The 23,207-nt window shown below is 46.1% G+C and carries 23 protein-coding genes; 11 read left to right on the top strand and 12 right to left on the bottom strand.

Annotated elements, in window-relative coordinates:
• The first annotated feature begins 348 nt into the window (after positions 1 to 348).
• Complete coding sequence (locus tag ACKFKH_RS25645) at positions 349 to 1,515, top strand: ParM/StbA family protein (protein WP_446861180.1); 1,167 nt, start codon at positions 349 to 351, stop codon at positions 1,513 to 1,515.
• A 10-nt stretch (positions 1,516 to 1,525) separates the two neighbouring features.
• Positions 1,526 to 2,038, top strand: coding sequence for a hypothetical protein (locus ACKFKH_RS25650; protein ID WP_446861181.1), 513 nt, complete (start codon positions 1,526 to 1,528; stop codon positions 2,036 to 2,038).
• Between the two features lie 18 nt (positions 2,039 to 2,056).
• Here ACKFKH_RS25650 and ACKFKH_RS25655 read toward each other — a convergent pair whose 3' ends face one another.
• The 5 genes from ACKFKH_RS25655 to ACKFKH_RS25675 all read right to left on the bottom strand — a co-directional run bounded on the left by ACKFKH_RS25655 (position 2,057) and on the right by ACKFKH_RS25675 (position 6,269).
• Positions 2,057 to 3,754, bottom strand: coding sequence for an ABC transporter substrate-binding protein (locus tag ACKFKH_RS25655; RefSeq protein WP_446861182.1), 1,698 nt, complete (start codon positions 3,752 to 3,754; stop codon positions 2,057 to 2,059).
• Between the two features lie 492 nt (positions 3,755 to 4,246).
• The gene (locus tag ACKFKH_RS25660) at positions 4,247 to 4,975 is read right to left on the bottom strand and encodes a Uma2 family endonuclease (RefSeq protein ID WP_446861183.1); all 729 of its coding nucleotides are present in this window, start codon (positions 4,973 to 4,975) and stop codon (positions 4,247 to 4,249) included.
• 114 nt (positions 4,976 to 5,089) lie between these two features.
• Positions 5,090 to 5,314 carry a hypothetical protein gene (locus tag ACKFKH_RS25665; RefSeq protein ID WP_446861184.1) on the bottom strand — a complete coding sequence of 75 codons (225 nt, stop codon included), beginning with the start codon at positions 5,312 to 5,314 and terminating at the stop codon, positions 5,090 to 5,092.
• 50 nt (positions 5,315 to 5,364) lie between these two features.
• Positions 5,365 to 5,889, bottom strand: coding sequence for a hypothetical protein (locus ACKFKH_RS25670; protein ID WP_446861185.1), 525 nt, complete (start codon positions 5,887 to 5,889; stop codon positions 5,365 to 5,367).
• A gap of 68 nt (positions 5,890 to 5,957) precedes the next feature.
• Positions 5,958 to 6,269, bottom strand: coding sequence for a hypothetical protein (locus ACKFKH_RS25675; protein WP_446861186.1), 312 nt, complete (start codon positions 6,267 to 6,269; stop codon positions 5,958 to 5,960).
• 248 nt (positions 6,270 to 6,517) lie between these two features.
• Here ACKFKH_RS25675 and ACKFKH_RS25680 point away from each other — a divergent pair, with 248 nt between their 5' ends.
• Entirely contained in the window at positions 6,518 to 6,745 is a 228-nt protein-coding gene (locus ACKFKH_RS25680) for a hypothetical protein (RefSeq protein WP_446861187.1), read from the top strand.
• 81 nt (positions 6,746 to 6,826) lie between these two features.
• Here the strand turns inward: ACKFKH_RS25680 and ACKFKH_RS25685 are convergent, their stop codons facing one another.
• From ACKFKH_RS25685 to ACKFKH_RS25700, 4 genes are all read right to left on the bottom strand, one after another.
• Positions 6,827 to 7,303 carry a hypothetical protein gene (locus tag ACKFKH_RS25685; protein WP_446861188.1) on the bottom strand — a complete coding sequence of 159 codons (477 nt, stop codon included), beginning with the start codon at positions 7,301 to 7,303 and terminating at the stop codon, positions 6,827 to 6,829.
• Between the two features lie 13 nt (positions 7,304 to 7,316).
• Positions 7,317 to 7,682 carry a hypothetical protein gene (locus ACKFKH_RS25690; RefSeq protein ID WP_446861189.1) on the bottom strand — a complete coding sequence of 122 codons (366 nt, stop codon included), beginning with the start codon at positions 7,680 to 7,682 and terminating at the stop codon, positions 7,317 to 7,319.
• A gap of 105 nt (positions 7,683 to 7,787) precedes the next feature.
• Positions 7,788 to 8,222, bottom strand: coding sequence for a hypothetical protein (locus ACKFKH_RS25695; RefSeq protein WP_446861190.1), 435 nt, complete (start codon positions 8,220 to 8,222; stop codon positions 7,788 to 7,790).
• Complete coding sequence (locus ACKFKH_RS25700; RefSeq protein WP_446861191.1) at positions 8,219 to 8,836, bottom strand: hypothetical protein; 618 nt, start codon at positions 8,834 to 8,836, stop codon at positions 8,219 to 8,221. The genes ACKFKH_RS25695 and ACKFKH_RS25700 overlap by 4 nt, the downstream gene beginning before the upstream one ends.
• Positions 8,837 to 9,019: 183 nt before the next feature.
• On the opposite strand from ACKFKH_RS25700, the gene ACKFKH_RS25705 reads away from it, so the two are divergent.
• The 8 genes from ACKFKH_RS25705 to ACKFKH_RS25740 all read left to right on the top strand — a co-directional run bounded on the left by ACKFKH_RS25705 (position 9,020) and on the right by ACKFKH_RS25740 (position 17,897).
• Complete coding sequence (locus ACKFKH_RS25705; protein ID WP_446861192.1) at positions 9,020 to 9,709, top strand: helix-turn-helix domain-containing protein; 690 nt, start codon at positions 9,020 to 9,022, stop codon at positions 9,707 to 9,709.
• 112 nt (positions 9,710 to 9,821) lie between these two features.
• Entirely contained in the window at positions 9,822 to 10,175 is a 354-nt protein-coding gene (locus ACKFKH_RS25710; protein WP_446861193.1) for a hypothetical protein, read from the top strand.
• 275 nt (positions 10,176 to 10,450) lie between these two features.
• Positions 10,451 to 12,439 carry a DEAD/DEAH box helicase family protein gene (locus ACKFKH_RS25715; protein WP_446861194.1) on the top strand — a complete coding sequence of 663 codons (1,989 nt, stop codon included), beginning with the start codon at positions 10,451 to 10,453 and terminating at the stop codon, positions 12,437 to 12,439.
• 2 nt (positions 12,440 to 12,441) lie between these two features.
• Complete coding sequence (locus tag ACKFKH_RS25720) at positions 12,442 to 12,645, top strand: CxC ATPase DNA modification system associated small protein (protein WP_446861195.1); 204 nt, start codon at positions 12,442 to 12,444, stop codon at positions 12,643 to 12,645.
• Positions 12,635 to 14,608 (top strand): hypothetical protein, encoded by a 1,974-nt coding sequence (locus ACKFKH_RS25725; RefSeq protein WP_446861196.1) that lies wholly within the window; start codon positions 12,635 to 12,637, stop codon positions 14,606 to 14,608. Before ACKFKH_RS25720 ends, ACKFKH_RS25725 begins: the two co-directional genes overlap by 11 nt.
• 8 nt (positions 14,609 to 14,616) lie before the next feature.
• Positions 14,617 to 15,120 (top strand): hypothetical protein, encoded by a 504-nt coding sequence (locus tag ACKFKH_RS25730; RefSeq protein ID WP_446861197.1) that lies wholly within the window; start codon positions 14,617 to 14,619, stop codon positions 15,118 to 15,120.
• A gap of 50 nt (positions 15,121 to 15,170) precedes the next feature.
• On the top strand, positions 15,171 to 16,934 hold the full coding sequence (locus ACKFKH_RS25735) for a hypothetical protein (RefSeq protein ID WP_446861198.1): 1,764 nt from the start codon (positions 15,171 to 15,173) through the stop codon (positions 16,932 to 16,934).
• A gap of 9 nt (positions 16,935 to 16,943) precedes the next feature.
• The gene (locus ACKFKH_RS25740) at positions 16,944 to 17,897 is read left to right on the top strand and encodes an HNH endonuclease (RefSeq protein WP_446861199.1); all 954 of its coding nucleotides are present in this window, start codon (positions 16,944 to 16,946) and stop codon (positions 17,895 to 17,897) included.
• 90 nt (positions 17,898 to 17,987) lie between these two features.
• Here ACKFKH_RS25740 and ACKFKH_RS25745 read toward each other — a convergent pair whose 3' ends face one another.
• The 3 genes from ACKFKH_RS25745 to ACKFKH_RS25755 are packed head-to-tail and all read right to left on the bottom strand — an operon-like array spanning position 17,988 to position 23,197.
• Positions 17,988 to 19,370, bottom strand: coding sequence for a hypothetical protein (locus ACKFKH_RS25745; RefSeq protein WP_446861200.1), 1,383 nt, complete (start codon positions 19,368 to 19,370; stop codon positions 17,988 to 17,990).
• Positions 19,371 to 19,382: 12 nt separating this feature from the next.
• Complete coding sequence (locus ACKFKH_RS25750; RefSeq protein ID WP_446861201.1) at positions 19,383 to 19,790, bottom strand: hypothetical protein; 408 nt, start codon at positions 19,788 to 19,790, stop codon at positions 19,383 to 19,385.
• Positions 19,787 to 23,197: a CHAT domain-containing protein gene (locus tag ACKFKH_RS25755; protein WP_446861202.1), complete on the bottom strand. Its 3,411-nt coding sequence runs from the start codon at positions 23,195 to 23,197 to the stop codon at positions 19,787 to 19,789. The genes ACKFKH_RS25750 and ACKFKH_RS25755 overlap by 4 nt, the downstream gene beginning before the upstream one ends.
• Positions 23,198 to 23,207: the final 10 nt, after the last annotated feature.

A 23,207-nucleotide genomic window follows, 5' to 3' on the forward strand; every position in this document is an offset into this window, starting at 1 on the left:
GACCGATTTCCCCTCTAACTTTTCACCTTTGACACAAAACTATTGACATACCCTTCGTTCATGATTCAGACAATAGACAGAGCAATCGTTTTAGCGATTCAGCCTCTCTCAATCTGACCTTGCCGTACTTCTCTTTGATCTTCCATTACCTACTTTTTGCCTTCAATCACCACCCTAATACCTTTGAATGCTTGATTCAGCCTTTGTGGAGTCGTGGAACTTCAGAGATCGCGCCCCTCTACAGGTAGCAGATACCTCCGCTTTACCTTCTGAGAAGCAGCGTTTAACTTCAAATGATCAACTAGAAGGCTTGAATCTAATCAACCGTTTAACTAAAGGAAACTATCTATGACCGCTTCACTACCAGATGTCATTTTGACGATCGATACCGGAACCTCCCAAAGCAAAGTGTTTTGGAAATGCTGGTCGCAGGGCAACACAGAGCTTTTATTAATGGGGTCAGAGTTTCTCGAAATCTCACCTAATGATTTGATCGACACTGGGCTTGCAGGCGGCAGACCGGAGAATGATGCCTTTATCGAACTTGCCAATGGGAAAGTTTATGTTCTGGGCATGAAAGCACAACAAATGCGCGGGAAGCCTCCAACTGGATTGAGCAAGTATGAGTTTGCAGCGTACAAGGCGTTAGCGATTATTGGCGCGATCGCAGAAACGGCAAATTTACCGGAACAATTTACGATCGCACTAGCGGCGTTATTGCCCTACAAGGAATATCAGGATCGCAAAGCCTTTCATGATCTGCTGAGTCAGAATCTTGTCAGCTTTAATTTCCGAGGTCGCCGCTATTCGATTTCTCCGTTGGTGCTAGACGTGAAGCCTGAAGGTGCTGGACTCGCTCAGAGCCGTCGAAACGATGCGCCTCAGTCTTTCAATCACAGAAATATTCTTGTCACCATGATTGGGCAACGAGATGCCTCCTTATTGCCGTTCAAGCAAGGAACCCCGCAGAGTGGACATGGGACTCGATTAGGATTCGAGCAATTGATTGAGGAGATTGCTAATCGTGCTTCACTCAATCTCGACACCAAAGATTGGGGACGATTGACCGAGTATATTTTCCAAGCTCAACAGAATCCGATTTTGTTGGAGCGGATCGCTCGCATGGTGGTCACAGAAGCCGAAATCGGGCGCAAGGTGGAACAACTGCAAGACGCGATCGCACAATCATGCAGTCGTTACTCCCGTGACCTTTTCGATTGGATCAAGTCCAGCTTGGGGCAAGACCTTTACGAATTTGACGAAGTGATTATTTCGGGTGGCACATCCCTCTACCTGAAAGCTCAATTGGAAGACTTCTTCGCGCAATATGCCTTGGAGCCATCGTGGGCACCGAATTTACAAGACCAAATCTATCGATCGTTGACGACCCCCATTGATCCAGTTCTGGCTTGCCGCGTTTCGGATGCGTTTGGCGTATTCAAACTATTGGGCGGTAAAGTCAGTCGATTGGAAGGAGTTGCAAACGCTTCGTGGAGCGTCACGATCGCACGTTGAGGAGGGCTGAATGTCTACCAAGAAGTTTGATTACCGCGTCAGAATTCAAGTGGCGGCAGACAGCCCGGATGGAATTTTGTTGGACTGCCTCAAAAACGAACGGCATCAATCGTACTCGCACAAAGAAATGCTGCTGTGGGCACTGCGGGCATATTGGATGCCGATCGCGTATCAGCTTCAGCAGGAGCAGGGCAAGCGATCTCTTTCTGAATCACAAATGAGGCGAATGGCTCAAGATGCCATTCATCAACTTCGGCAGCAAATTGCTTACTTGCAAGCAACTTTCGGCGTTGAACAAAACTTATCGACTGAGGGAGCGATCGCGCCGCAGTTTTCCCAACAACTCCTCTCGCTGCTTGCTGTCCATCAAGTCACAGAACCAGACACTTTAGAGCAATCTGCTGTGCCTTTGAGCGACCCAGGTGATCTGAAACTAGCATCAACTTTTACAGAGGAGGCATCTGCTGACCAACAAAAGGATCTGTGGTACAACAGTGAAGATTTATTCGATTCCAAGATTTAAGTCTTTCTGATAAAGACGCTATCCTAGAAACTTTCTATATTCACGATCTCGCACTTCAACAACAACGCCAAGTTGTCCGTCATCCTCGCGATCACCGTCCTCATCAAATTTCACTTTTCTATTGCCTAGAACGCCTACTGCTTCAACGTTGGAGTTTATCAGAACGTTGTTAAGTTCCTTTCGGGTACAACTAGCGCCTCGGTCAAAGATTTTGAGAGCCAAGACTTTTACACTGCACTTTTCATCAGCAGTTTTTTTCAACCCTTGTAGAAGAATTTGTGTTGCATCATATGCTGTTGCAGTTCTCCAACTTATCTCAGAATAGCCAAAAAGTTTCTTAGCCTTGCATTCAAGCCTTTCAGAATCATCACTACATGGCTCATTATTTCGATACCAAGGAACTACAACTAACATATTTTGTGTTCTCTGCTTATTAGGATCAGTAATAAACCTCTCCTTGTACATACTGTCTGATCCCAACAATCTGAGCGCAGGTGCAGAGCTTGAGTTTTGTTTAAGAAAGTCGTCTACAACACTATTAGCATTTTTAGTACTTGGAATTAGAAGTAAGGCGTTAGCTTGTTTGTTTTTTGCTTCAGCAAGGCATTCTTCACCTTTTCCAAAACCTCGACTTCTAGAAAAGTTACAAGGATTATCCTCAGATTGCTGATTTACAACGGCATCTGTTTCCTGCTTTTTTCCGAATCTCTCTTGAAATACTTTCTTGAAGAGTCGGCTATATTTGCTCTCACTTTCATAAATAACTGCAACCTTACTAATTGTTGTGGGAAGTTCACTAATTAGCTTTCTAACTGCAATTGAGTCTCTTGGAGCGGTACGAAAGACATAGGAATTGAGGCAAATCGCATCAGAGTCTGCTTTACAGGACTCTAAATTACTTCTGATTGCCGTACTTGTGGGAGATATAATAACTAGCTCTCCTCTCTTATATACTGGTGCTGCGGCTTCGGTAGCATCACTACTAAAATGCCCAATGATGCCTAACAGGTCAGGCTTTTTGACTAGAGATTCTGCAACCTCTAGAGCTTTTTTACATTCACCTTCATCTCGTCTTTCACCACATTCACCCTCTCCATTCATGCCGTGACCATCATCAACAATTCCAACTAAAAGCTGTCTATTTTTATCGTCTGAATTCCATTGCTCTTGAGCTATGGCAATACCTCTTAAAAGCTCTGCCGAATCTCTATCGCCATCCTTTCTAGTGATTGGGACACTAACAGCAATCCTCATAGGATTACTCGTCTTCATAGCATGGGCATTGTTGAAATAGATTCGTGCTTCAGGGTAATTTCTGCAACTTTCACTGCTAGCATAATCGCGATAGTATCTCTCAGCACTACCATAGTCGCCACCCTCAAAGGCAACTTTTCCGCTGGTTTTGTTCTTGCAATCAGGACTTTCTGGCATTAAGAATTCTTCTCCCCAACTAAATCCATCACCTGAAGAGTACAGAGTACTTGAACTAGCTGAAAGATGAATAACACGGGTAGTTAAAAAAACCAGGGAAATGGCAGCAACTACTACCCCTAAAAAGAGCATTACATATCTGCGCGATATAGCGTTATTAAGTATAGGTCTATTAAGCTGAAAAAATTCCATCAGAAAAGCGAGAAAAATGCTGGAAATAAATATTATCCAAAAAACAATAGCGTAATAATCTGGAAGGAAGTTAGACAACGAGCGAAAAGCCAATCCTGCTTTCCCTTCTTGTCCTGGCAGTCCTAGACAGAACCATGCAACGGCGAAAAGAATTAGTAGTGTAGACCATTTACCCGATCGGATTAGTCTGACAACCCATGTGACAAGACCAAGAATTCGCTCAATTAGAGCCTGAATGGGATCAGTAGGGTCTGGATTGGGGGGTGGGGAAGGAGATGGATTGAGGTCTGGAGGTGGTACGGAATTCATAGATTCAACTGAAACCGTTATACAGTAATATTTCATTAAGGATATATTAATTACTGCATATTTCCACTGACGACGTTGATTAGCCTTATACTGAGACACTTACATAGTAAATCTATGTAGCTTTTTCATCTAATGACTAAGAATCTTCGTATAGATGTAAAGCTATTGCTTCCCTTCATCTGAATTTATAGTTGACATTTCCGCAAAACTGTAGATTGGCTACAAGTCTTAGTGTGTTATGTTTCATCCGGATTGACTCCGATTGCTCGTAGCTGCTCAGCAAGGCGATCCGCCCCGTTGTCGTTGTGCTTCTGCCCGTTGGCGCTCCAATTCTCTGCCCTCGGCTCCAGTCGGAATGATTTGCCCGTTGCGATCGCACCACCGCAACCAGGTTCCCGTTACTCCTTCAAACGCCCCTTCCCACAGCGTCAGCCCCAACCCAACTGTTCTCAACCAATCGGGTGACGGCAACTCTTCATACTGCCCCTCGACCAATGCCCACACTCGCAGCAATGTTCCATTCATCTCGTCTGACTTCTGAAGCTGCTGTAAGGAATCAAACACTGCGTAGTAGGGCACACCAATCCGAGCATAAATTTCCTTCTTCGTTGCAATTTTGCCTTTCTGCTGAGATTTGCGGCTCAGGGTTAACTCGTCGCCTTCTCGATTCGAGACGATTTCGATGCAAACTTCCGGCGCTTTACCAAACTCCCAAACAAAGTATGATCGGCTCTGCTTCTGGCTCCAATCCGTCGGCATTTCTAGCCCTAAACTCAGCATCATATCGGGTACGATCGGGTCTTGCTTGAGCGCATAGAATAAGCCCACGTTGGCGGCAGCGATAAAGGGCAGTCCGGGCGACCAAGAACTGTAAAGCGGTTCAACGAGAAGCCGCTGCTGTTTCTCCGATTGAAAATTATCCACGGGAGTTCCGTCCTCAGTGACCAGATGGCTGATATCCAACTCAGTCACAATGGCTTCGCCGTTGATCTGGTCATGAGACATGGGCAGTTCCAAACCCGATGCCTCATTATTGCTCAGATTTCAGATTCAAGTCATATCAGGTGATGCGCTGGTTGGAGAGAAGAATTTCTGATTTCCTTTCACTGCCATGACTTCTCACACGCCATATCGAAGGTCATCCAAAATTTCTTGCAGCACTTGATTCAAATGCGGATGCTGCCAGACCAGGCGTTGAATCAGGCAATTGACAACTGCTGGAACTTCATCTGTTTGAATTAGCGATCGCTCTGAATCAGCCGTATTCTGTCCAATGTAGGTTAATAGCCGATTGATCTCGATTGCAGGGCAGGCAGACTTATAGGTATGTGATTGCTGTGCCATCTTGGTTCTCCTGATTGGGTTTAGTACCGTGGTTTCCTTTGAATGTGGATTCAAGAATTCAACTCGCTGTCAGCCTGCTGTCGTAGAACTTGCAGGTATAACGTGGTTGCTAATGCTCGAAAATCTCGTTGATCTGCTAGACCTGCAAACTTCTCGTGAGCGACTTCTAAGCAGAATCTCAGCAAGTCGGCATGATCACAGATTTGGGCGGATAACGCTAACTTCTGCTCATCACTCCAAGTTGCCGGAACGCGATCTGGACGATGAATCGCTCGTTTAGCCGTATGAGAAAGGTTTGCATCGATTCGCACAATGTTGTGCTTGTCCTTACCGCTTCGATCCTTGCCTGCGGGTACGAGTTGAACAATCGCGCCTTGGATCAAATCCTTTGCTTCTTCCTCAGAAAGCGATTTCCAGATTTTTGCAGCTTCGCTCCCTTGCGGTTGGGCTTGATCGAGAAACAGTACAGAGCGGTACTTTCCATGATTGCCAGTTTTGAGTTTGCCGATCCTTCGGAGCTTCGCGAAGCGAATCGCTTCAACTTTTGCGGTGATGGCTTGAACAACCTTTGCCATGTCAGATTCTCCGATTATGTGGGGCTTAGAAGAGGGCTGAAAAGACTCAGCCCCCGGACGTTTAATTGTTAGAAATCATCCTTCCAGCCGTTCCAAGCAGACTCAGCGATCAGCACGTTCGTAAAGATGGCATTGCGATCGCTGGTACAGGGTGAAGAATAGGTCGCTTCAGGATAAACTGCCTGATCGCCTTCAAAGTGAACTCGCTTCTGAAGTTCATCAAGCCAACCTTTGAGATAGTTAGGGTCTTTGGGGTAGCGGGGCATTTTACCAAAGGCAAAATCGGCTACGCCTTCGTGATAGTCCACCTCGACACGCTCGGCTACGATCGCAGCTTGAGTGTCTAATTCGGATCGAGCAGAATCAGCAAGAAATGACATGATTAGAAGACTCCTAATTTTTAGGGGTGAGTTGGGAGAGTGCCTGAGCGTCAGAAACTTGGGGCGCTCTCCCGCTTTTACATTTGGAGAAGAAAGGCTGAAGTTGTTTCTTCTTCTCTTTATTATACCCCGGTTATTATAGAAATCAACTATACCCCGAATATTTTTGAAGTGTTATGATCAGTCCAGTCGCTTCTTGCGATCGCGAGAAACAGTGATCAACAGTCGTTTTATGCTTAGTTGCAACCGTGCCGAAAAAAAGCCAGTACAAACCCGGTGAACACCCGAACTCTCGTGAGAATCTGACCTATCACGAGGGGCGACCGACTGTCTATGAGGAGCGCAAGAAACGGCGAGAAGTACTGGTGACAGAAGCAGGTTGGGAAGGATTTAAGCAAGCAGCTCAAGCAGCAGGCTGTTCAGCATCCGAGTTCGTGGAACGTATCGGCAGAGGGATCTTGAAGGTTTCGGAGTAACTAACTTCACTCACGTAATTCCACAATTCACTTGTGAACGCTACAGGGTTGCTTTTCCTATTCGTTATCTCCAATCGATTTTTACCTTCTGCTTGAATTAAATCTCAAGACTGTCTGCGCTTCGATAATGCGCTGAATGCGCGGATCGCTTTTCTCAACCCACCGTTCAGAAATGCCGAAGTAGCTCCCAAACATCACAACCGGAATGTTAGCAGCTTCCACAAATAATGGATAAACCATATCCTCGTCGTCAGAACGATCGTCAGCCGAGAGTTCTCCGGTAAGTTCCGCGTACAATTCCCAATTCACCCACACACACTCGATACATTGCCCATGCAGCGCATCCAGCATCATCCATTGATCGGGGCGCAACTGAGTGCGATCAACTAACCAAAAAATATCGCCACTCTTGTCTCGCTTGAATCGGGCTGGATAGACTCTGCCTGTAATCTGATCTGCCAACATCAGTGCCGGAAAACCATCAGGAAATCGCTCTAGCATTGACTCGAAGGGTGAGTGTTGTCCTTCAATCACTTGGATGAAAAAGCCTTCTTCCATAGCAGCCTCGTGCTTAACTGCCCTTCAAAATTTGTTCAAGCATGGTTTTACTTGGTTCAACAAATGCCCAAGTGCCATTGTTCTGTTTGAGAAAGGTCGAAAACACCAGAAGATGTGCAGTTCCAATTGGTTGACCTTTCCGCAACATACCCAGTTTTGGACTGCTGATTCCGCAGAATCGAAACAGATAGGCTGGTAGATCCGTGCCAGCAAACAGGAGGCATCCAGCTTGATCAGGCTTGGCTTCTCCGCTCGTTGGGGCATAAATTGGTTTCCCGTCCAGATCGATCGCTAACTCACCCAATGCGCTCACAATCGTTTGATTGTTAATACGATCGCCCCGTTGAAGTTCCCATTTTTGATAAATCTGAATACTCATTGCCTTTGAAGATGAGGGCTGAGTTTTTGCGAGTTGGCAAGCTGTGAGGCTCCCGATTATTAACCCTGCCAACGATCGTTGAATGATGCTCATAACGTTGAATGACTAAAGTAAAGAACCGGAACACTGTTGAGTTTGCGGAACGACTCGGACACCGACATAGTTATCCTCTTCATAGAGAACGATGACCCAAATCTTCGGATCAGCCTCAAGTGGGTAAACCTCCCGTTCTGCCGCAACGCCAGCCCGAACAGTAATTGGCTTTAATCGACAATACGGTGCTTTCAGAACACTTCGGACTCTCGTTTTGGTGGCTCCTTCTGCGATCGCCATCAGCTTCAAAATCCGCTCTCGGCTCAACACTGCATCAGGTGTCACAACTTCTGCACACTGAAGTTCCTCGGCAGATTTGAAGGCTGGCATCAAAAACAGGTTCGGATTGAACTGCCATACAAGTTTAGTAGAGGCAGCTACAGTGGCACTCAATACCAGCAGCACCAGAGGAATTCGCAAATCCCTCTGTTTGTGTTTTTGGTTCATAGCATCAATACTGCTAACAGCAGCCCTCCAAACAGACAACCCAGATTCCAGAGCAGTTTCTTCTTCCAAGGAGTGAAAACGACCACTAACAGAACACTGATACCGATGATTGCAATCGCGACTCCAGAGAGCACAATGGCAAACGGCTGGAGGTAGAAAATCAGGGCACAGCGAATCAGAACGCCGAGTAGAAACGCGAAGCATCGAACCATGACGATAGCGAACGACTTCTCACTTGCGGAGCGAGGAATAGCCTTGTCATCGTGATTGTTCGTGTTCTGAACCTGTCTCAAATCTATTTCATCTGATCGAGCGATCGGTTCCTCGGCAAGACGATCGGGAATTTCAAGATTAGGAGGAATAGAGCGATTGGCTGGGTCAAGTTTCGTAGGCTCACGAAGATCCGAGGATTGATGCGGCATTGGATGAGATGGATTTCGAGCAGTTGTATGCGCTGAGTCTTTTGCTTGATCAGCTTGGTAGAGCGTGACGAGATCAAGCGAGAGCGTTTTGAGTAATGAGGCTTTGATAGAGCGGCTTCGACGAGCAAGAATCATTTGCCGTTCGGTTGTTCGCTTCCGGTTAGTCGAAGATTGCCGTTTTGGATAGGACATGAGCAAAATCTCCAGTCGGCTCCAAGCGAGGGATTGCTTTAGGACAAGTGTATCATTTGTTGAGATCTGGAAGTGTTAAATTTTAGAATTTATGGGTTTTAATTCCTGAAAGCGCAAACTGCGGAGCAACCGCCCCAGTTCGGTGATAGGGTTGGATTGTTCAATAACAGTGATTGAAGTCGGGTGTTACAGGAGAACGATCGCTCAGAGCGATTGGCACGGTTAGTCAAACGTTTACGTGGAGATGCCAGCACATATGTTTTTGGCGCTCAACTTGGCGTGACGCACAGTACGATTCGCCGTTGGGAGAGTGGGCAAGGCGGCATTAATGAAGAAGCGATCGAGAAATTGAGTGATGGCACTGGTATCCCTCCTGATACGATTCGGGCTTACCTCAGAGGCAATCTCAGTCTCAGAGTTTGTTTGGGGCTTGAAGAGGCAACCCAATCTGAAGCGCAAACTGTGGTCGAGCAGTTACCGATGCTGTCAGCGCAAGAATTATTGGCGGTCTTGGAAGCTGCGATCGCTCAACTCCTCAAACGGCTACCCAATGTTCGACCGGAAGTGACACAGATCTTACAAGCTGCAATTAATTTGCTGGGAGTTCCGCGATCGTCAAACCGCTCAACTGCCTCCCAAACAGCAAAATCCGACACAGAACGATTTTTGCCGCGCACGATTCAAGATGCGATCGTCGATGAGATTGAGGCGCGATATGGCAATGTGAATTTGAGAACGATCTTGCAATTTGCTGAAGAGGTTGGGATTCAGCCGAGCGATCGTCTGGTGGAAATTATACAAGGCAGTAGTGTCCAAGATGCTGAGGTAGCAAAGTTACAACCCCATTTACAAAAACACCCTACTCAGTACTAAAGTATTAAGAGCTTCCTCACCTGGCTCATTTCATACAGAGAACTCTGGCAACAGAATCCTTTATGTTCCAAAAAGCCTTGGCGGAGATTTTAACTCAAATCAGGAGATTCTGATGATTAGGGAGTACAACAAGCTGGTGCGCGATCGCATCCCTGAAATCATTGAGGCATCAGGTCGGCAATACGCGATCGCGCAAATGTCTGCGAAGGAATTCCAACAGGCTCTCCATGAGAAACTGATTGAGGAAGCGCAAGAGGCATCGCTTAGTGCAGAGCGCAACTCCGTAGGAACCGCAAACCCCGCTGAGTTAATCAAGGAATTGGCTGATCTCTACGAGGTCATCGATACACTAATGGCAGTTTATCAAATTGAGCGATCTGATGTGATTAGCGAGCAGGAAACTCGGCGAGTTGAGCGTGGCGGGTTCAATCAGCGGTTGCGCCTGCTGTGGAGCGAAGCTGATTAAGACTTGAAGAAATATCATCTGCCAAAGAGATTTGCAGCCAAGATGTGTAGAGTTCACTGGCTGCAAGAGAATCTGCCTGCGGGATGGGAACACTAATGTAAAGCAGTGTTAAAGCTCAAGTTGGCCTTGGGGACACTTGCCTACTTGTTAAACATGAGCTTAGGCTTATTGTCATATCGGGATGAAAATTCCATTTTGGATGGAAATTGCCAGCAGGTTAATCCTGATATCACTGCTAGATTTTTCTGAAGCGTGGTCTTATGAATGAGGGGCGGATGCGATCTCCAGATGGACAGGAAATGATACGGAGGCTATCCAGTCACTATCGCAGCGGGACTTCTAGCCTTGGTAGAGACTTTTTTGCCCCCTGTTTAAGATCCTGTATTCAGTACAAGCGTGCTGTTGGATATTTCTCAAGCAAGGCATTAATAGCATGGCTCGAATCGCTGCCGCGCTTTGCAACAGAAGCAGTCACAATTCATCTACTGATTTCACCTGAACTCTCAGAGAACGATCGTGCAGCTTTGGAAAAGACACTGAATGAGGAAGAGCGCAATAAACTCAGGCAGATTGCGGCTGATCGGTTAGTGCGAGAAGTTTTAGCAGGCTCTACGATCGCTGATGAGCAAGTTAGTGTTTTGCTGTTTGCTTGGCTGGTGGCGAATGATCATCTTGTTCTTCAGTTCGCTTTTCCAGAACACCTAGAACAACCTGGAATTTTTCACGAGAAGATTGGAATTTTTCAATTTCCGTGGGGTGATCAAGTGGCATTCACGGGTTCAGCCAACGAGTCAGAGAATGGATATGAACGAAACTATGAATCGATCGATGTTTACCGAAGCTGGATTGCGGGAGACGAAGAACGAGTCCGAGTTAAGCAGGAGCAGTTTGAGGAAGCCTGGTCAGGTAAGGCTATTGGGTTGAAAGTGCTACCCCTTTCCAATGAGTCAGCAGCACTCATTTGCAGTAAAGCTCCAGCGACAAAACCTGTGGCACTTCAAGAGAATTTTGGTTCGGCGATCGCACGAGAGAAGCCTGCTCGCTACGGACAGAACAAGAATGAGCAACAGTGGCGGCATCAGGATGAGGCGATCGCAAAATTCCTTGAAATCCGACAGGGTGTACTAGAGATGGCAACGGGTACAGGTAAAACTCGCACTGCTATCAAAGCACTCACAGTGCTGGATGAGCAAAATCGAATTGATGGCATTGTGATCAGTACGGATGGAACAGACCTACTTGACCAGTGGCGTAAAGAAATTGAATCCTGGGCAGTTAAACGTCCTAGACCTTATCGGGTATTAAGGCATTATGCTCAACATCACGAGTTAGGAGAATTTGCTCTCAATCCGAAGCAGGCTGTGTTGGTTGTGTCACGAGAAAAACTTGCTTCTCTATTTAGTCTTCTTGAAGCCGATTCGAGAGAGCGACTCGTTATCATTCACGATGAAGTACATGGTTTGGGTAGCCCGTTGCTGCGATCGCAATTAGCAGGTCAGCATCAGAGTTTTGGCTATCGACTAGGGTTGAGTGCAACTCCGATACGGGAATATGACCCAGAGGGTACAGCATTTATCTTTGATGAGATTGGGGATGTCTTCTTTCAGTTTGAACTGAAGAACGCAATCGAACGTGGCATTCTGTGCGAGTTTGACTACATTCCGCTGACTTACACGCTGACGGATAGCGATCGTTCTCGACTTCGACAGGTTTACTCCAAACAGGCAGCACGGAAGCGAGAAGGCAGACCGATGACACAGCAAGAGCTTTGGATGGAACTGGCTCGTGTATACAAGACAGCAGAACAGAAACCAGAGGTATTCGCTGAGTTTTTGCAGGCTCATCCGCAGATTATCGAATCAACGATCGTGTTTGTGGAAGATAAGGCTTATGGAGAGGGAATTTTAGAAATCATAGATTCCTACACCCATCGCTACCGAACCTATTATGCAGAAGACGATCGACGAAATCTAACGGAATTTGCCAAAGGCAAGATCGATTGCTTGATCACCTGCCATCGCATTTCGCAGGGGATTGATATCAGAAATCTCAAGAACGTCATTCTGTTTTCATCGGCACGAGCAAGGCTTGAAACGATTCAGCGGATTGGTCGGTGTCTTCGTTCTGATCCTCAAAGTCCAGAAAAACGGGCGACTGTGGTGGATTTTGTGCGATCGACCGAGGAAGACGATGCAGAATTTAATGCAGATGACGATCGCTGTCTCTGGCTGTCTGAACTTTCTCAAATCAGGAGGATTGAGTAGAAATGTCCAATTTGGATGGTGAAGTGATCAAGGCAATTCAGGAAGCAGTTCGTGAGACAGGGCAGCCTGACAAAGTGGCAAATCGTTTAGTGGCTTGGCTTAATGCAATGAGTGCCTCTGATTTGAGCGCAGATGATGAGCGGGAATATCTAGCGACGGTTCGCGATGCCATCAATGTCAGCGTTGGAGGCAGCGATGAGGATTGAGTTAGCAGGTTGGGAAAGCAAAGGGTTGCGCTGCCCTGATATCGAAATTGATCTAACGGTGGGTGAGAGAATTGCGCCAGTCGCTTTGATTCAGATGCCCAATGGTACAGGCAAAACCACGACTTTAACGATGATTCGTGCTGCGATGAATGGCGAGGCTCAGTCCTGGAGTTCAGACAAGATCAAGAGCTTCCGTCGTCCCGGTGATTTACAGTCAAAAGGCTTGTTTATCTTGCGCCTGAAAGTTAACGAGCAGCCTTTAACCTTTGAGTTAACGCTGAATTTTGAGGTGGGGAAAGCAGAATATCGGACAACCTCGATCGGGAGCGGCGGGATTCGTCTTGGCTGGGAACCTCCGCTAGAGGTCAGACGGTTTCTAAATGACCGATTCGTACAGTTATTTGTATTCGATGGTGAGCTTGCTGAAAGACTCTTAGATCCAAAAGAATCTGAGGCTTCCAAGGCAATTGATGCGCTATTTCAACTCTATTTACTGGAGGACATTAGCCAGAAAGCTGAAGAAGCTTGGGAGGCAGCAACCAAGAACAAAACGGCAAAAGGCGAAAAGGGATTAACCCAACGTCGGAAGAAAGTTGAGGCTTTAAGAAATCGAATTAAGCAAGTGGCTGACGATCGAGATGATGCAGTCGCAGAGTTAGCAATTCTGGCTCCAGAATTGGAGGCGCTAGAGCAAAAAATTAACGAACAGATTGGGACTGAAGAAAGCTTGCGCGAAGAATTCGAGGCAAAGAAGCGGGAGGAACTGCGATCGCGCAATCAGGTTGAGATTTCAGCAGCAGAAGTCATGGCTCGGATTCGGCAACCTCACTTGTTGCATGATGCGTTTGCTCGATCGTTGAGCGAACTGAAGGATCAGTTAGATCGCCTGCGCCTACCCGCTAACACATCTAAGCAGTTCTTTAGCGAATTGTTGGAGGAGGCAGAATGTATTTGCGGTCGTCCTTTGGATAGTCATTCGCGTGAAGCTATTGGCAAACGGAGCGAGCTTTATCTCGGTGAAGACACATCAGGTATTTTGAATGCACTTAAACAAGATATCGATGTGCAGATAAAGCAGAAAGATAACGAAACAACCGCAGATCTCACTCAAAAACTAGAGCAGTTGGGTTGCGATGTTGAAACCAGTAAACTGGCTGCTACGGCAGTCAGAGTACTAGAACAGGAATTGATCGATCAAGGGGATGATGAGCTAAAAGCTTGGACCCAGGGTCGAGATCAGAAAATTGCTCGTAAACAGCAGTTAGAGAACTTGCTCAAGGACATCGATCGGAGTTCAAACTATGACGATGATGAGAAAACATCCTGTCTAGCGTCACTGAGGAAATTGCTGAAGGAAGCAGAGCAAGATTTAGCAGAGATCACCGGAACGTTAGAACTCCGTGCCAAAACTGAAGTTTTGCAAACCATTGTTGAAGCTGCTTTGAAAAAGGCGAGATCGAATCTAAAGACCGCGATCGCTGAAGAATGTAACCAGCGACTAGAGAAGGTTTTATCGCGAGATCCGATTCGGATTGAGAAAATTGATCGTTCTCTAAAGCTCCGCAATCAAGATGGGGCTAGTGTTGGGCAAACGCTTTCGGTCGGCTACACCTTTCTGACCACCCTGCTGAGTCGAGGACAGCACCAGTTTCCACTGATTGTTGATAGTCCGGCTAACCCGCTCTCGATAGAAGTGCGTCGGGAGATTGCTAAGTTGATTCCCTATCTGTGTAAGCAGTTTGTCGCTTTCACAATCTCCTCAGAACGGGCAGGATTTACAGATGTGATTCACTCAAGCTCAGGGAAAACGGCAAAGTTCTTAACGCTGTTCAGACATACAGCAGGGACGGAAGGGCTGGTGCGATCGTTGCCTAAGTCAGGAGTTACAAAGACTCCAAACGCTGTACTCATCGAGGGCAAAGACTATTTTGACCAGTTTGACTTGGAAGAGGTAGAGGGATAGAAGATATTATGGGATTCAAAGCTTTCAGAATGCGGCAAGATGCAGAGAACTGGTTCTTCAACATCCGAGGTCAAAAACCAATTCAGACCAAATTTGATCTCTACTATTTCTGCCTGATGATAGGGCTGGCAACGGGGCGAAAAAGCGAACCTGCAAAACGCTGTCCTGATTTTACAGACTTCGTAGATAATTTTGTAAAAGATTACAAACCTTATCAGAGACTCATCATTGGTTTGTTGATCAGAACTGAACTTTCTCGGCTAGGCGTTGTGGTCACTGAGAAAGATGAAGTTCGCAAACTTTTTGTTGAGTTAGTTGATCCTACGAGTCCAACCAACTTAACTGATGTAGGGATGGAAAGAATGAACGAGTATTCTAGCGGCGGGTATGATTATCTTGCCGAGAAGCTGAACTCGAAGCCCTATTATGTGGAGGAGTTTCTTAGGACTTATGCAAAATTATTGAGGAATGCGATCAACCAGAATCCGCACTGGCAAGACTCTAGCCGCTAAAATTCATATTTGTGGTGTAATAAACTTCTCACGACTCGAAAGTATCAGAAATGACAACGTTAGCATTGGTTTCTTACAGGGCAGTTCGCATTCGGCAAACAGACGCAGGGGGTTGGCTAATTCTTTTCGCTGCCCCAGCAACTGAAATTGACGACTGGGCAGGCATTCCCCAGAAAAAAGAAATTGGCTCTGGTTCTAAAGAGACAACAGAGACAACTGGCTTCCAGCGCGAGGAAGACAAAAAGCGCATTAAGGAGCTTGGAGATTTCTACAGTAACGATAGCAATATCATTCAAAATCCTTTGCTCTGTGCGACACGCCAAACGAACCAGGGTATTGTTCGATTCGAGCCAGATGCAGGTGTCGAGCATTCACCCTTTGCTGAAACAGGGGTTCTGATTATTCAATCTGAGCCATTGGAAGAGATGAGTCTACTTGACCTGCTCAGAAGAGTCAAGACTGATCTTGAACGTAGGGTGTATAGCCTTGCCAGCCAACAGCCGTCTGATAAGCTTTTGGTTGATCTGAAGCGTCGCGCATCTACAGAATTATCTGCGTTGGACGCTACCACGGACTCAGATACGATCGATGAAGAGGCAGATAACAGCGAATCATCAGAAGACGTTCCAGATTCAGAAGAATCAACAGGAGCCGTTTTCTCCGACGAGTCACACATCTTTGACTTTTGGGAAGAGGTTGCCGCCAGAGTCAAGGTGCTAGAAGAATTGGGAAGTTCCTTCAATAAGGACGAATTTATTGGGTATTCAAAGGATGCCATGATCTCTTTTCTTCGCCCGATCGTGGTGGTTGATGGTCAGCATAGACTCAGAGGGGCAGTTGAATCTGCTAAATCTCTCTCCAGCAAGCCGCCTTACAGTCGTGAAATTGAACAGGCAATTCTTGACGGAGCCGATCCAGACTCAGCACAGAGCGAGATCGAGGCAAAAATCGCCAGACGGCTGCCAGTCTCGCTTTTAGTGACTGATGATCCAGCGGAACACGTTTTTCAATTCGTGGTGGTTAATCAAAAAGCGACACCCATTGGTAAGGCACTGCTAGGCACGATCGTCTCCACAAGCTTGTCAAATGAGGAATTGACCAGAGTTTCCGAGCGTTTAGAGAAAGCTGGTATCCAGCTTGAAGAGTCAAGAGCCGTAGCATACTTCACGAGAAATCCGCATAGTCCCTTTTACCAGCGTGTCGAGCGGGGGCTGACTTCTGAAAACAAAGATTTACTCCAATGGAATGTCCTTCTTTCACTTGTCCGAATCTTTCAAGAGTTGAAAGGTGGGCGGCTGTTTGGAGAGAAGAACGATTATGCGGACAAATGGCGGCGCACACTCTTAGCCCGGTCTGAAATTGTTGCAGATTGGGAATCAAAGGGCTTCTCCTCGCCTTTTGATTACTGGAACCAATTTGAAGGACCGTGGCGAGACGCTTTTGCTGCGTTCTGGTCAGCCGTTCGGGATAAGTTAGCAGATGTCAATGATGACGGTGCTAATAACTATTGGGGATCACCTAGAACATCGAATATTTTTAACAAGGTTTCGCTGACAATTTTGGCGGCGGACTTTTTTCAGTATCTCTGCGAACGCCGTCTGGGAATTGGTAGTGTACAGGCTATGCCTCAATTAGTGGATGATTGGTTGGATGGAGTGAACACAAGTTATTTCAACCGAGGCTGGAATCTTGAAGGAGTTAGAAAAGACGCTCCTGCTAGAAGAAAGCAGTGGGCAAAATTGTGGTCGGAGTATCGTAAAGACCCAGAACGACTGCCAAAAGTGGATTTATATCGCCTAGAGATGAAAGACTAGCCTGTGTCCATGAACTTTGACAGAATTTACTCATTCTTAGAAGCAACTTCCGCCAGGTTAGAAACTAGCTGGCAAATGGCAAATCTCAGCACAATCGCTGGGCTTCTAGTTCCTGATTTCGTTACGGGCAAACAGGATACTGTTTTACGGGCAGACATCAATACGCTATGGACTCAATGGTTTCTGGAATCAATTTGTGATCCAGAGCGGTTTGTAGGGAGCTACCCAAGCTATGCTCATGTTGTTCATGCAGTAAAGCTTGAAGTGCCGTCCCTGTTTACTAATGTTGAGGTCAGTAAACAAGGTGAGTTGGTTAAGCAGATCGCTCGATTAGTGTACAAAGAGATTGAGAGAAGGCAAGTTCGAGATCGCGTTGCTTTTGACTCCAGCATTAAGGATGCTTTATGGGACATCTATGGACCTGAGCCTCGCTGTTGGATCTGTGGCTACAAGTTTTCTCAATGGGCGATCGACAAATTTCTGGGGCGCATAACTTCTGAGGAGATACCGCAGCCTCAATTTATCGACTACCTAAAACCCCGTGGCATCAATAAGCGAGATTTCCAGATAGAGATTGATCACGTCTTTCCTTTTTCGGGGGGAGGAGACGATGATTCGAGCAATTTACGTCTTGCCTGCGGTTGGTGTAATGCTTACAAGAGCGATCGCTTATCAATCTACGACGTAGGAGCAAAACCACCCACCGTCCAACATCCAAGATTAGGAAGGATAAGTGTTCCTCATCCTTTCTGGACAGTTCGCCTCCTATCTCTACATCAGAAATGTGAATACGAGAGTGGATGCGACAAAACGATCGAAAATTCTGAACTTACGGTGACATCGAGGCATCAGGAGGGTTCGATGAATCCAGTTAACCTGCGGCTCACCTGTCTCGATCATGATCATCTTGGTTCAGATCGATTCATTAGCAGGGCGCTGGCAGAGAAGCTGTTAAAAAAATAGTTAACTGTAGTCAAATGCATTTGTTCAAGTGCCACAACCTGCTTGCCAATTAAGGTGAAATTAAAGTTTCCCCATCCAAGACAAGAAGAGTTAGTGATGCCAGTTTCTATGGATGTACCAAGCCCATATCCTTGCACATAACGCTCCAATCGCCGCGCTTAACAAAAAGGGGACTAAAAAATTTAACCAAGCGTTGTGTAGTGGTATGGGTTGATCTTTGGCAACTGGAAAAACTGTTTTGACTATCGTATCTGCTTGGTTGCTTAGAGTTGAAGCGGCAAGTGATGCAGTACTCACTCCAACTGTAGCGATTTGAACAGTTGAATTAAATCTACGATCGTTTTTAGCTTTTTCGATTTCGGTGATACCTTGAATAGTTTTAATGAATGTTCCGATTGGCTTTAACCCAGCATTAAAAGCAGTACTATCTGCTTTGATTTGGGTAAGGTAGTTCTCTGTAGCGTAGGTACTGAAGCGGTAGAGAAATTCTAGATCTGCTTGAGTATCCCGATTTCTGAGGCTTTCGACTCGTTTTTTATAAAATCGGATATTGCTTTCGATCGCAGTCATTTGTGTTTGCAAGATGCTCAAGAAGGACTCGTAATCGTTGGAAATAGACAAGACTTCAGCTAGAGTCTTTTGCAAGTGGTGAAGATTAATTGAGGCACTGATAATTTGATGCTTAAGCTCACTTTGCATCTGTTGAACCTCGTGGTTCATTCGTTTGAGAGTTGGCTTGAATAAACGGCTTTGCTCGTAAAGCCAAAGTACTTTGTTTCGGCTGAGAAATAGCTCAATGAGGTCACGGTAGAGTTGCGCGACCATACGATTCATTTCATCCTTTTTGTAGGTTTCGGGAAACAAACAAATGAGAAGATACTCATTGTGATTGTTACCGTCGGCTGTAGTGTCTTGCCGCACAAGTTCAAAGAAGCTTGCGCCTTTGAATGTGCCTGATCCTTTGTAGTCTTGTTCCCAGTTAGCATGACTGCTCCAGGACTGGTAGCATTTTTCAGCTACGCTTTTAGCTTCCTCCGAATCAGTAAGTTGAGCCGAAATCAACCAATTTTGTCCCAGGTTAGGCGCAACATTGCGAGTCTTGAGGAGAACCGTTTGCTTGAGAAGCTGAAGTCTCTCAGCAATATTGGGATTTTCCCAATCCGGGTCATTAGGTTTACCAGAATAGTCAATCTGTACTGCATAGGTATCTCCAATTTTGACGGGATAGTAATAGCCATCTTCTGAATCGGGAAACTTCTCAATGCAATCAGTGCGATCGTTCAGGAGTTTGACATAGGAAGGAAAGCTATTCTCTATTTCGGAAAGTACAATTTGTTTTGCAGGTGCTTCATCACCGTAAATGCGCCACCAAAATTTCTGATGAACTTCTTTCATTTTGTCATCGCTTGCAGTGAGCGTATCATGCAAGTCGTAGAGAAATAAATCAACGGTAAGATAGCGAAGTAGAGTCACAGGAGTTCGTGGTTATTGAAAGGTGTGTTTAGCTTGTTGAACTGGATCATCAGCATTGAGAATACGATACGCTTGATCTCGCCTTTGTTGAATCGCATCTAACAGTTTTTCGGCTTCGAGCAGTTTGGGTCGAATGTCATCTGGCATTACATTATCGCTCCCTCCAGAATTTTCGCCTGCATCTTTTTCGGCAGGCGGCACACCTCTTTCACTCCTTAGTAGTCGATGCGCTTGACGATAAGGTGCAGCTAAATTAGGGGTTGAGATCGCAAGATCATCTAAATCGGTAACTTGTTGATCAAGGAATTGGCTGATTTCATAAAGTTGCCTTTGTACGACATCGGAAAGTGGTTCGTCTTGCTGGGCAAGGGCGAAGAGGAAGGCATCAAGAACTTGTTGATCTGCGTCTTTGTCTTTCATAGTCCGGCGATTGAGAAGGCTGACCAATAATACGGATGAGCATAGGGATGCTCTGTTTCAATTTCTGCAAGGAGTTCGCATTCCTCGCGTAGGGCAATTCGATAACTTTTAGGTAAGTCAGATGGTGCGGCATCAATCCATGTGATCAGGTCCTGACGAGTTGCAGATTTAAGGAAAGTTTGGGCGTGTTGGAGAGCAAGATAGGGAGATTGTCCAGCAGCAAGCTCTTGATAGAATTCAACCATGAAGTACAGACTGGCAGCCGAATCGACTCGCCAAAAAGTGCTAACGATATGAGTTGCTTTAGCTTTGAGGAAAGCGCTGCATAAACCAACATACTCATCTGTAATAGTCTGTCTACCTGTGATACCTGTTTCGCAGGCGGCAAGGCAAATAAGGTCATAAGCACTAAGATCAAGATGGGCGAGGGTTTGCAGAGTGAGTCGATCGTTTCCAGCAAGAAAGAGACAGGATTGGGCAGGGTTATAGCTGTTATATGCGCCATGACCGCTGAAGTGCAACATTCGATGAGGTTGATTGAGAGCATCAGTGACTTGCTGAACGGTTGCATGATCTCTTTCAATCAATTGAGTTGGAAAGAGACGTTGGATCAGAGCGGATTCGATTTCGATGAAGGTTCCACCGCCCGACACAGCATCGGTTTTGGGATTTTCGATTAGCAGGAGTCGATCACAATTGTTATTGTTCGATAGTGTGCTAAGTCCGAGATAGATACTAGGCAGATAGGTAGACGGCAGGTGAAAGAAAGCGTGTATGGGGAAGCGATGGAGATCGCGATGCGGAACGAGAACAAGTTGAGTGACGGATGGCGGAAGGCAATCTTGAATCGCTGGAATATTCAATATTTGCTGTAGGGCATCTAGCCGATCGCTCATGCGAGTGTGCCAAGAATGGCTGTGCTGGGGATTCTTCTCACTGCTGTAGGCTTGATAGTCTTGATTCCATTCGTCAAGCCACGTTTCCCATGCCAACAATTGTTTGACCGTAGCAGGGCGTTCGTCTGTGTGATCAGTTTGGGGTTTAGAGATGTAATCCGTGGGGAGCAAGACCGGAGCAGGAATTAATAGGGGGCGATCGTGACCTGGCAAAATCACAAATGTAGTGAGTGCATTCGGGCTGAGATTCCAATAAACCAGGGCAGTCGTAGACGGAAGCCACTCCTGAACATCCGTGTAAGTGATTTCTGGCGGTTCGCCAATTTCTAGCATCCAGCGCAAACAGGTATTTTTTCCGTGTTCTGCAAGTTGAAGGGCTGCTGCTGAATCTCCTGCTTGCACTGCAAGATCTACACTGATTTGATTGAAGCTAGACTGTTTGGAGAGTAATGATCTTTGTTGCTTAGGGGAACAAGACGGGTCAGACAATAAACGCCGAAGTAAATCACTACCATCGCGTTGCAATGTTTGCGCTTCGTCAATCTCGTTAAGTGCAAATAGCACTCCAATCAAATTTTTCAAAACGTCCAAATGACTTTCTGAAAAACGATCTGGTGTGAGGGTTTTCAGGGCAGTTTTATAGCTGCTTGATGCCTTTCTCCAAAAGCGATAAGGCAATTCAATTCTTCGCGCTCGATCGCGATAGGCATCGCCAAGGTAGGAGTGCAAGAGTCCCCACCCTTCGGTTCCTCGTTCAATATACTTAAAACCCTGCCGAATACTGGCAAGGCGTCCTTCATGCCCACGTTTTTCTAGTTCTGGGTTGTACATTTCAGGTGGTAGAGAAAACGCAAACGGACTTTTTCCTCGCCCATCTGAATCTTCTGCCGCTTTGCCACGACCATCCCAAGTTATATGAGCATCTGGTTTGTAGAGCAAGGCTTGGTCACAGTTAGAAACTGCTTCTTCATATCGAAATAGCTTGTGAAGCGTGTTAGCGCGATTGTGCCAAACCTGATGAAGATCCGGTTTATGGTACAGAGCTTTATCATAACTTCCAATCGCGTCCTCGTAGTGTCCAAGCTTCTCCAACGTTAGACCAAGACCCGCCCAAGCTAAACCATAGTCTGGGTTGCAGTGTAAAGCTTTGTCGTAACTTTCGACTGCTTCTTGGTAGCGTCCTAACTCGGTTAAAGCAGAACCTCGGCACTCCCAAGCCAAATGATTATCCTGCTCGATATCAATGGCTCGAACGCAACTATCAATTGCCTCACCATAAAATCCTAATCCACACAACGCATATCCTCTTACATACCATGCTTGACTAGCTTTAGGCTCAATCTCAATAGCTCGATTTGCAGATTCAAGAGCAGGTTCATACTTCTCTAAATTGTTGAGGGCAGATCCACGAGCTGATAAAACTTCGTAGTTGTTGGGCTGGGACTCAAGATATTGGTTATAGTCCTCGGCTGCTTCCTTATATCGATTCAACTTCTCCAACACAATGGCTCGTTCAATCCAAGTTCTAATGTTTATGGACTCTAGAGCAAGGGCACGATCGTAGTGATTAATCGCCTCTTGGTACCGTTTTAACTTAGCCAAGGCAATCCCACAGTTATGCCAAAAGGCACTATCGTTCTGTTCAAACGAAAGTGCTTTCTCGTAATTATCAATTGCTGTTTCATATTCTTCTAATTTATCTAGTGCAAGTCCTCGACCATGCCAAGCATTGTAGAAAGCTGGGTGAATATTTAAGGCGCTATCAAAGTCTGCGATCGCAGATTCGCATTGTCCTAACCTCCTCCGCGTCTCGCCTCGTATATAAAATGCATTCGGTGATAGTTGAAGTTTGAGTGCGCGATTACAGGCTGCAACTGCCTCTTCATAGCGCTCCAATTCCATAAGCACCTCTCCAGAGTTCACCCAAGCCTCATAGCTATAGGGTTGAATTTGAATGGCTCGATTATAACTTTCCAGGGCTGCGCTATAGTGCTTTAAACGACCCAGCAAAACACCATGACCGAACCAAACGTGAGCTAGTGTTGAATCAATTTCGAGAGCGCGATCAACGTGTGCAAGCGCATCCTGGTATCTTCCTAGGTCATGCAGCACTGATCCTTGATTGAACCAAGCAGCTTGTAAGTTTGGCTGAAGGTTGATAACACGGTCATAACATTCAAGTGCTGCTTTCAACTCACCTGCACTCAAGTAATGATTCGCCTGTTCAAACCATCGTTTGGCATTTTGATCCGCAATGTCAGGAGAATAAGACAAAAAAGTTACCTTACTATAGGCAGCTTTTGCTTCTTGGTAGCGCTTGAGCTTCTTTAAAGTTTCTGCTCTACGTTTCCAAATATCAGCGATATTCGGTTGAAGTGCAATCGCGTAGTCGAATGACTTTAAGGCTGCTGGGTAAGCACCACGCTGAAACTGCTGCTGCCCCAGAGCAAACCACTCCCCAGACGTTCGCCATCTTGAAGGTAGCTCTCTATGAAATCTTCCTTGTGGCATTTTTGACAGA

It is taken from the genome of Phormidesmis sp. 146-20 (genome assembly GCF_052939475.1).

Coding starts and splice junctions, on each gene's coding strand:
- ACKFKH_RS25740 (WP_446861199.1), top strand. CDS start 16,944: ATGAACTTTGACAGAATTTACTCATTCTTAGAAGCAACTTCCGCCAGG.
- ACKFKH_RS25735 (WP_446861198.1), top strand. CDS start 15,171: ATGACAACGTTAGCATTGGTTTCTTACAGGGCAGTTCGCATTCGGCAA.
- ACKFKH_RS25730 (WP_446861197.1), top strand. CDS start 14,617: ATGGGATTCAAAGCTTTCAGAATGCGGCAAGATGCAGAGAACTGGTTC.
- ACKFKH_RS25660 (WP_446861183.1), bottom strand. CDS start 4,975: ATGTCTCATGACCAGATCAACGGCGAAGCCATTGTGACTGAGTTGGAT.
- ACKFKH_RS25650 (WP_446861181.1), top strand. CDS start 1,526: ATGTCTACCAAGAAGTTTGATTACCGCGTCAGAATTCAAGTGGCGGCA.
- ACKFKH_RS25665 (WP_446861184.1), bottom strand. CDS start 5,314: ATGGCACAGCAATCACATACCTATAAGTCTGCCTGCCCTGCAATCGAG.
- ACKFKH_RS25720 (WP_446861195.1), top strand. CDS start 12,442: ATGTCCAATTTGGATGGTGAAGTGATCAAGGCAATTCAGGAAGCAGTT.
- ACKFKH_RS25690 (WP_446861189.1), bottom strand. CDS start 7,682: ATGAGTATTCAGATTTATCAAAAATGGGAACTTCAACGGGGCGATCGT.
- ACKFKH_RS25685 (WP_446861188.1), bottom strand. CDS start 7,303: ATGGAAGAAGGCTTTTTCATCCAAGTGATTGAAGGACAACACTCACCC.
- ACKFKH_RS25675 (WP_446861186.1), bottom strand. CDS start 6,269: ATGTCATTTCTTGCTGATTCTGCTCGATCCGAATTAGACACTCAAGCT.
- ACKFKH_RS25710 (WP_446861193.1), top strand. CDS start 9,822: ATGATTAGGGAGTACAACAAGCTGGTGCGCGATCGCATCCCTGAAATC.
- ACKFKH_RS25725 (WP_446861196.1), top strand. CDS start 12,635: ATGAGGATTGAGTTAGCAGGTTGGGAAAGCAAAGGGTTGCGCTGCCCT.
- ACKFKH_RS25715 (WP_446861194.1), top strand. CDS start 10,451: ATGCGATCTCCAGATGGACAGGAAATGATACGGAGGCTATCCAGTCAC.
- ACKFKH_RS25755 (WP_446861202.1), bottom strand. CDS start 23,197: ATGCCACAAGGAAGATTTCATAGAGAGCTACCTTCAAGATGGCGAACG.
- ACKFKH_RS25750 (WP_446861201.1), bottom strand. CDS start 19,790: ATGAAAGACAAAGACGCAGATCAACAAGTTCTTGATGCCTTCCTCTTC.
- ACKFKH_RS25700 (WP_446861191.1), bottom strand. CDS start 8,836: ATGTCCTATCCAAAACGGCAATCTTCGACTAACCGGAAGCGAACAACC.
- ACKFKH_RS25645 (WP_446861180.1), top strand. CDS start 349: ATGACCGCTTCACTACCAGATGTCATTTTGACGATCGATACCGGAACC.
- ACKFKH_RS25670 (WP_446861185.1), bottom strand. CDS start 5,889: ATGGCAAAGGTTGTTCAAGCCATCACCGCAAAAGTTGAAGCGATTCGC.
- ACKFKH_RS25695 (WP_446861190.1), bottom strand. CDS start 8,222: ATGAACCAAAAACACAAACAGAGGGATTTGCGAATTCCTCTGGTGCTG.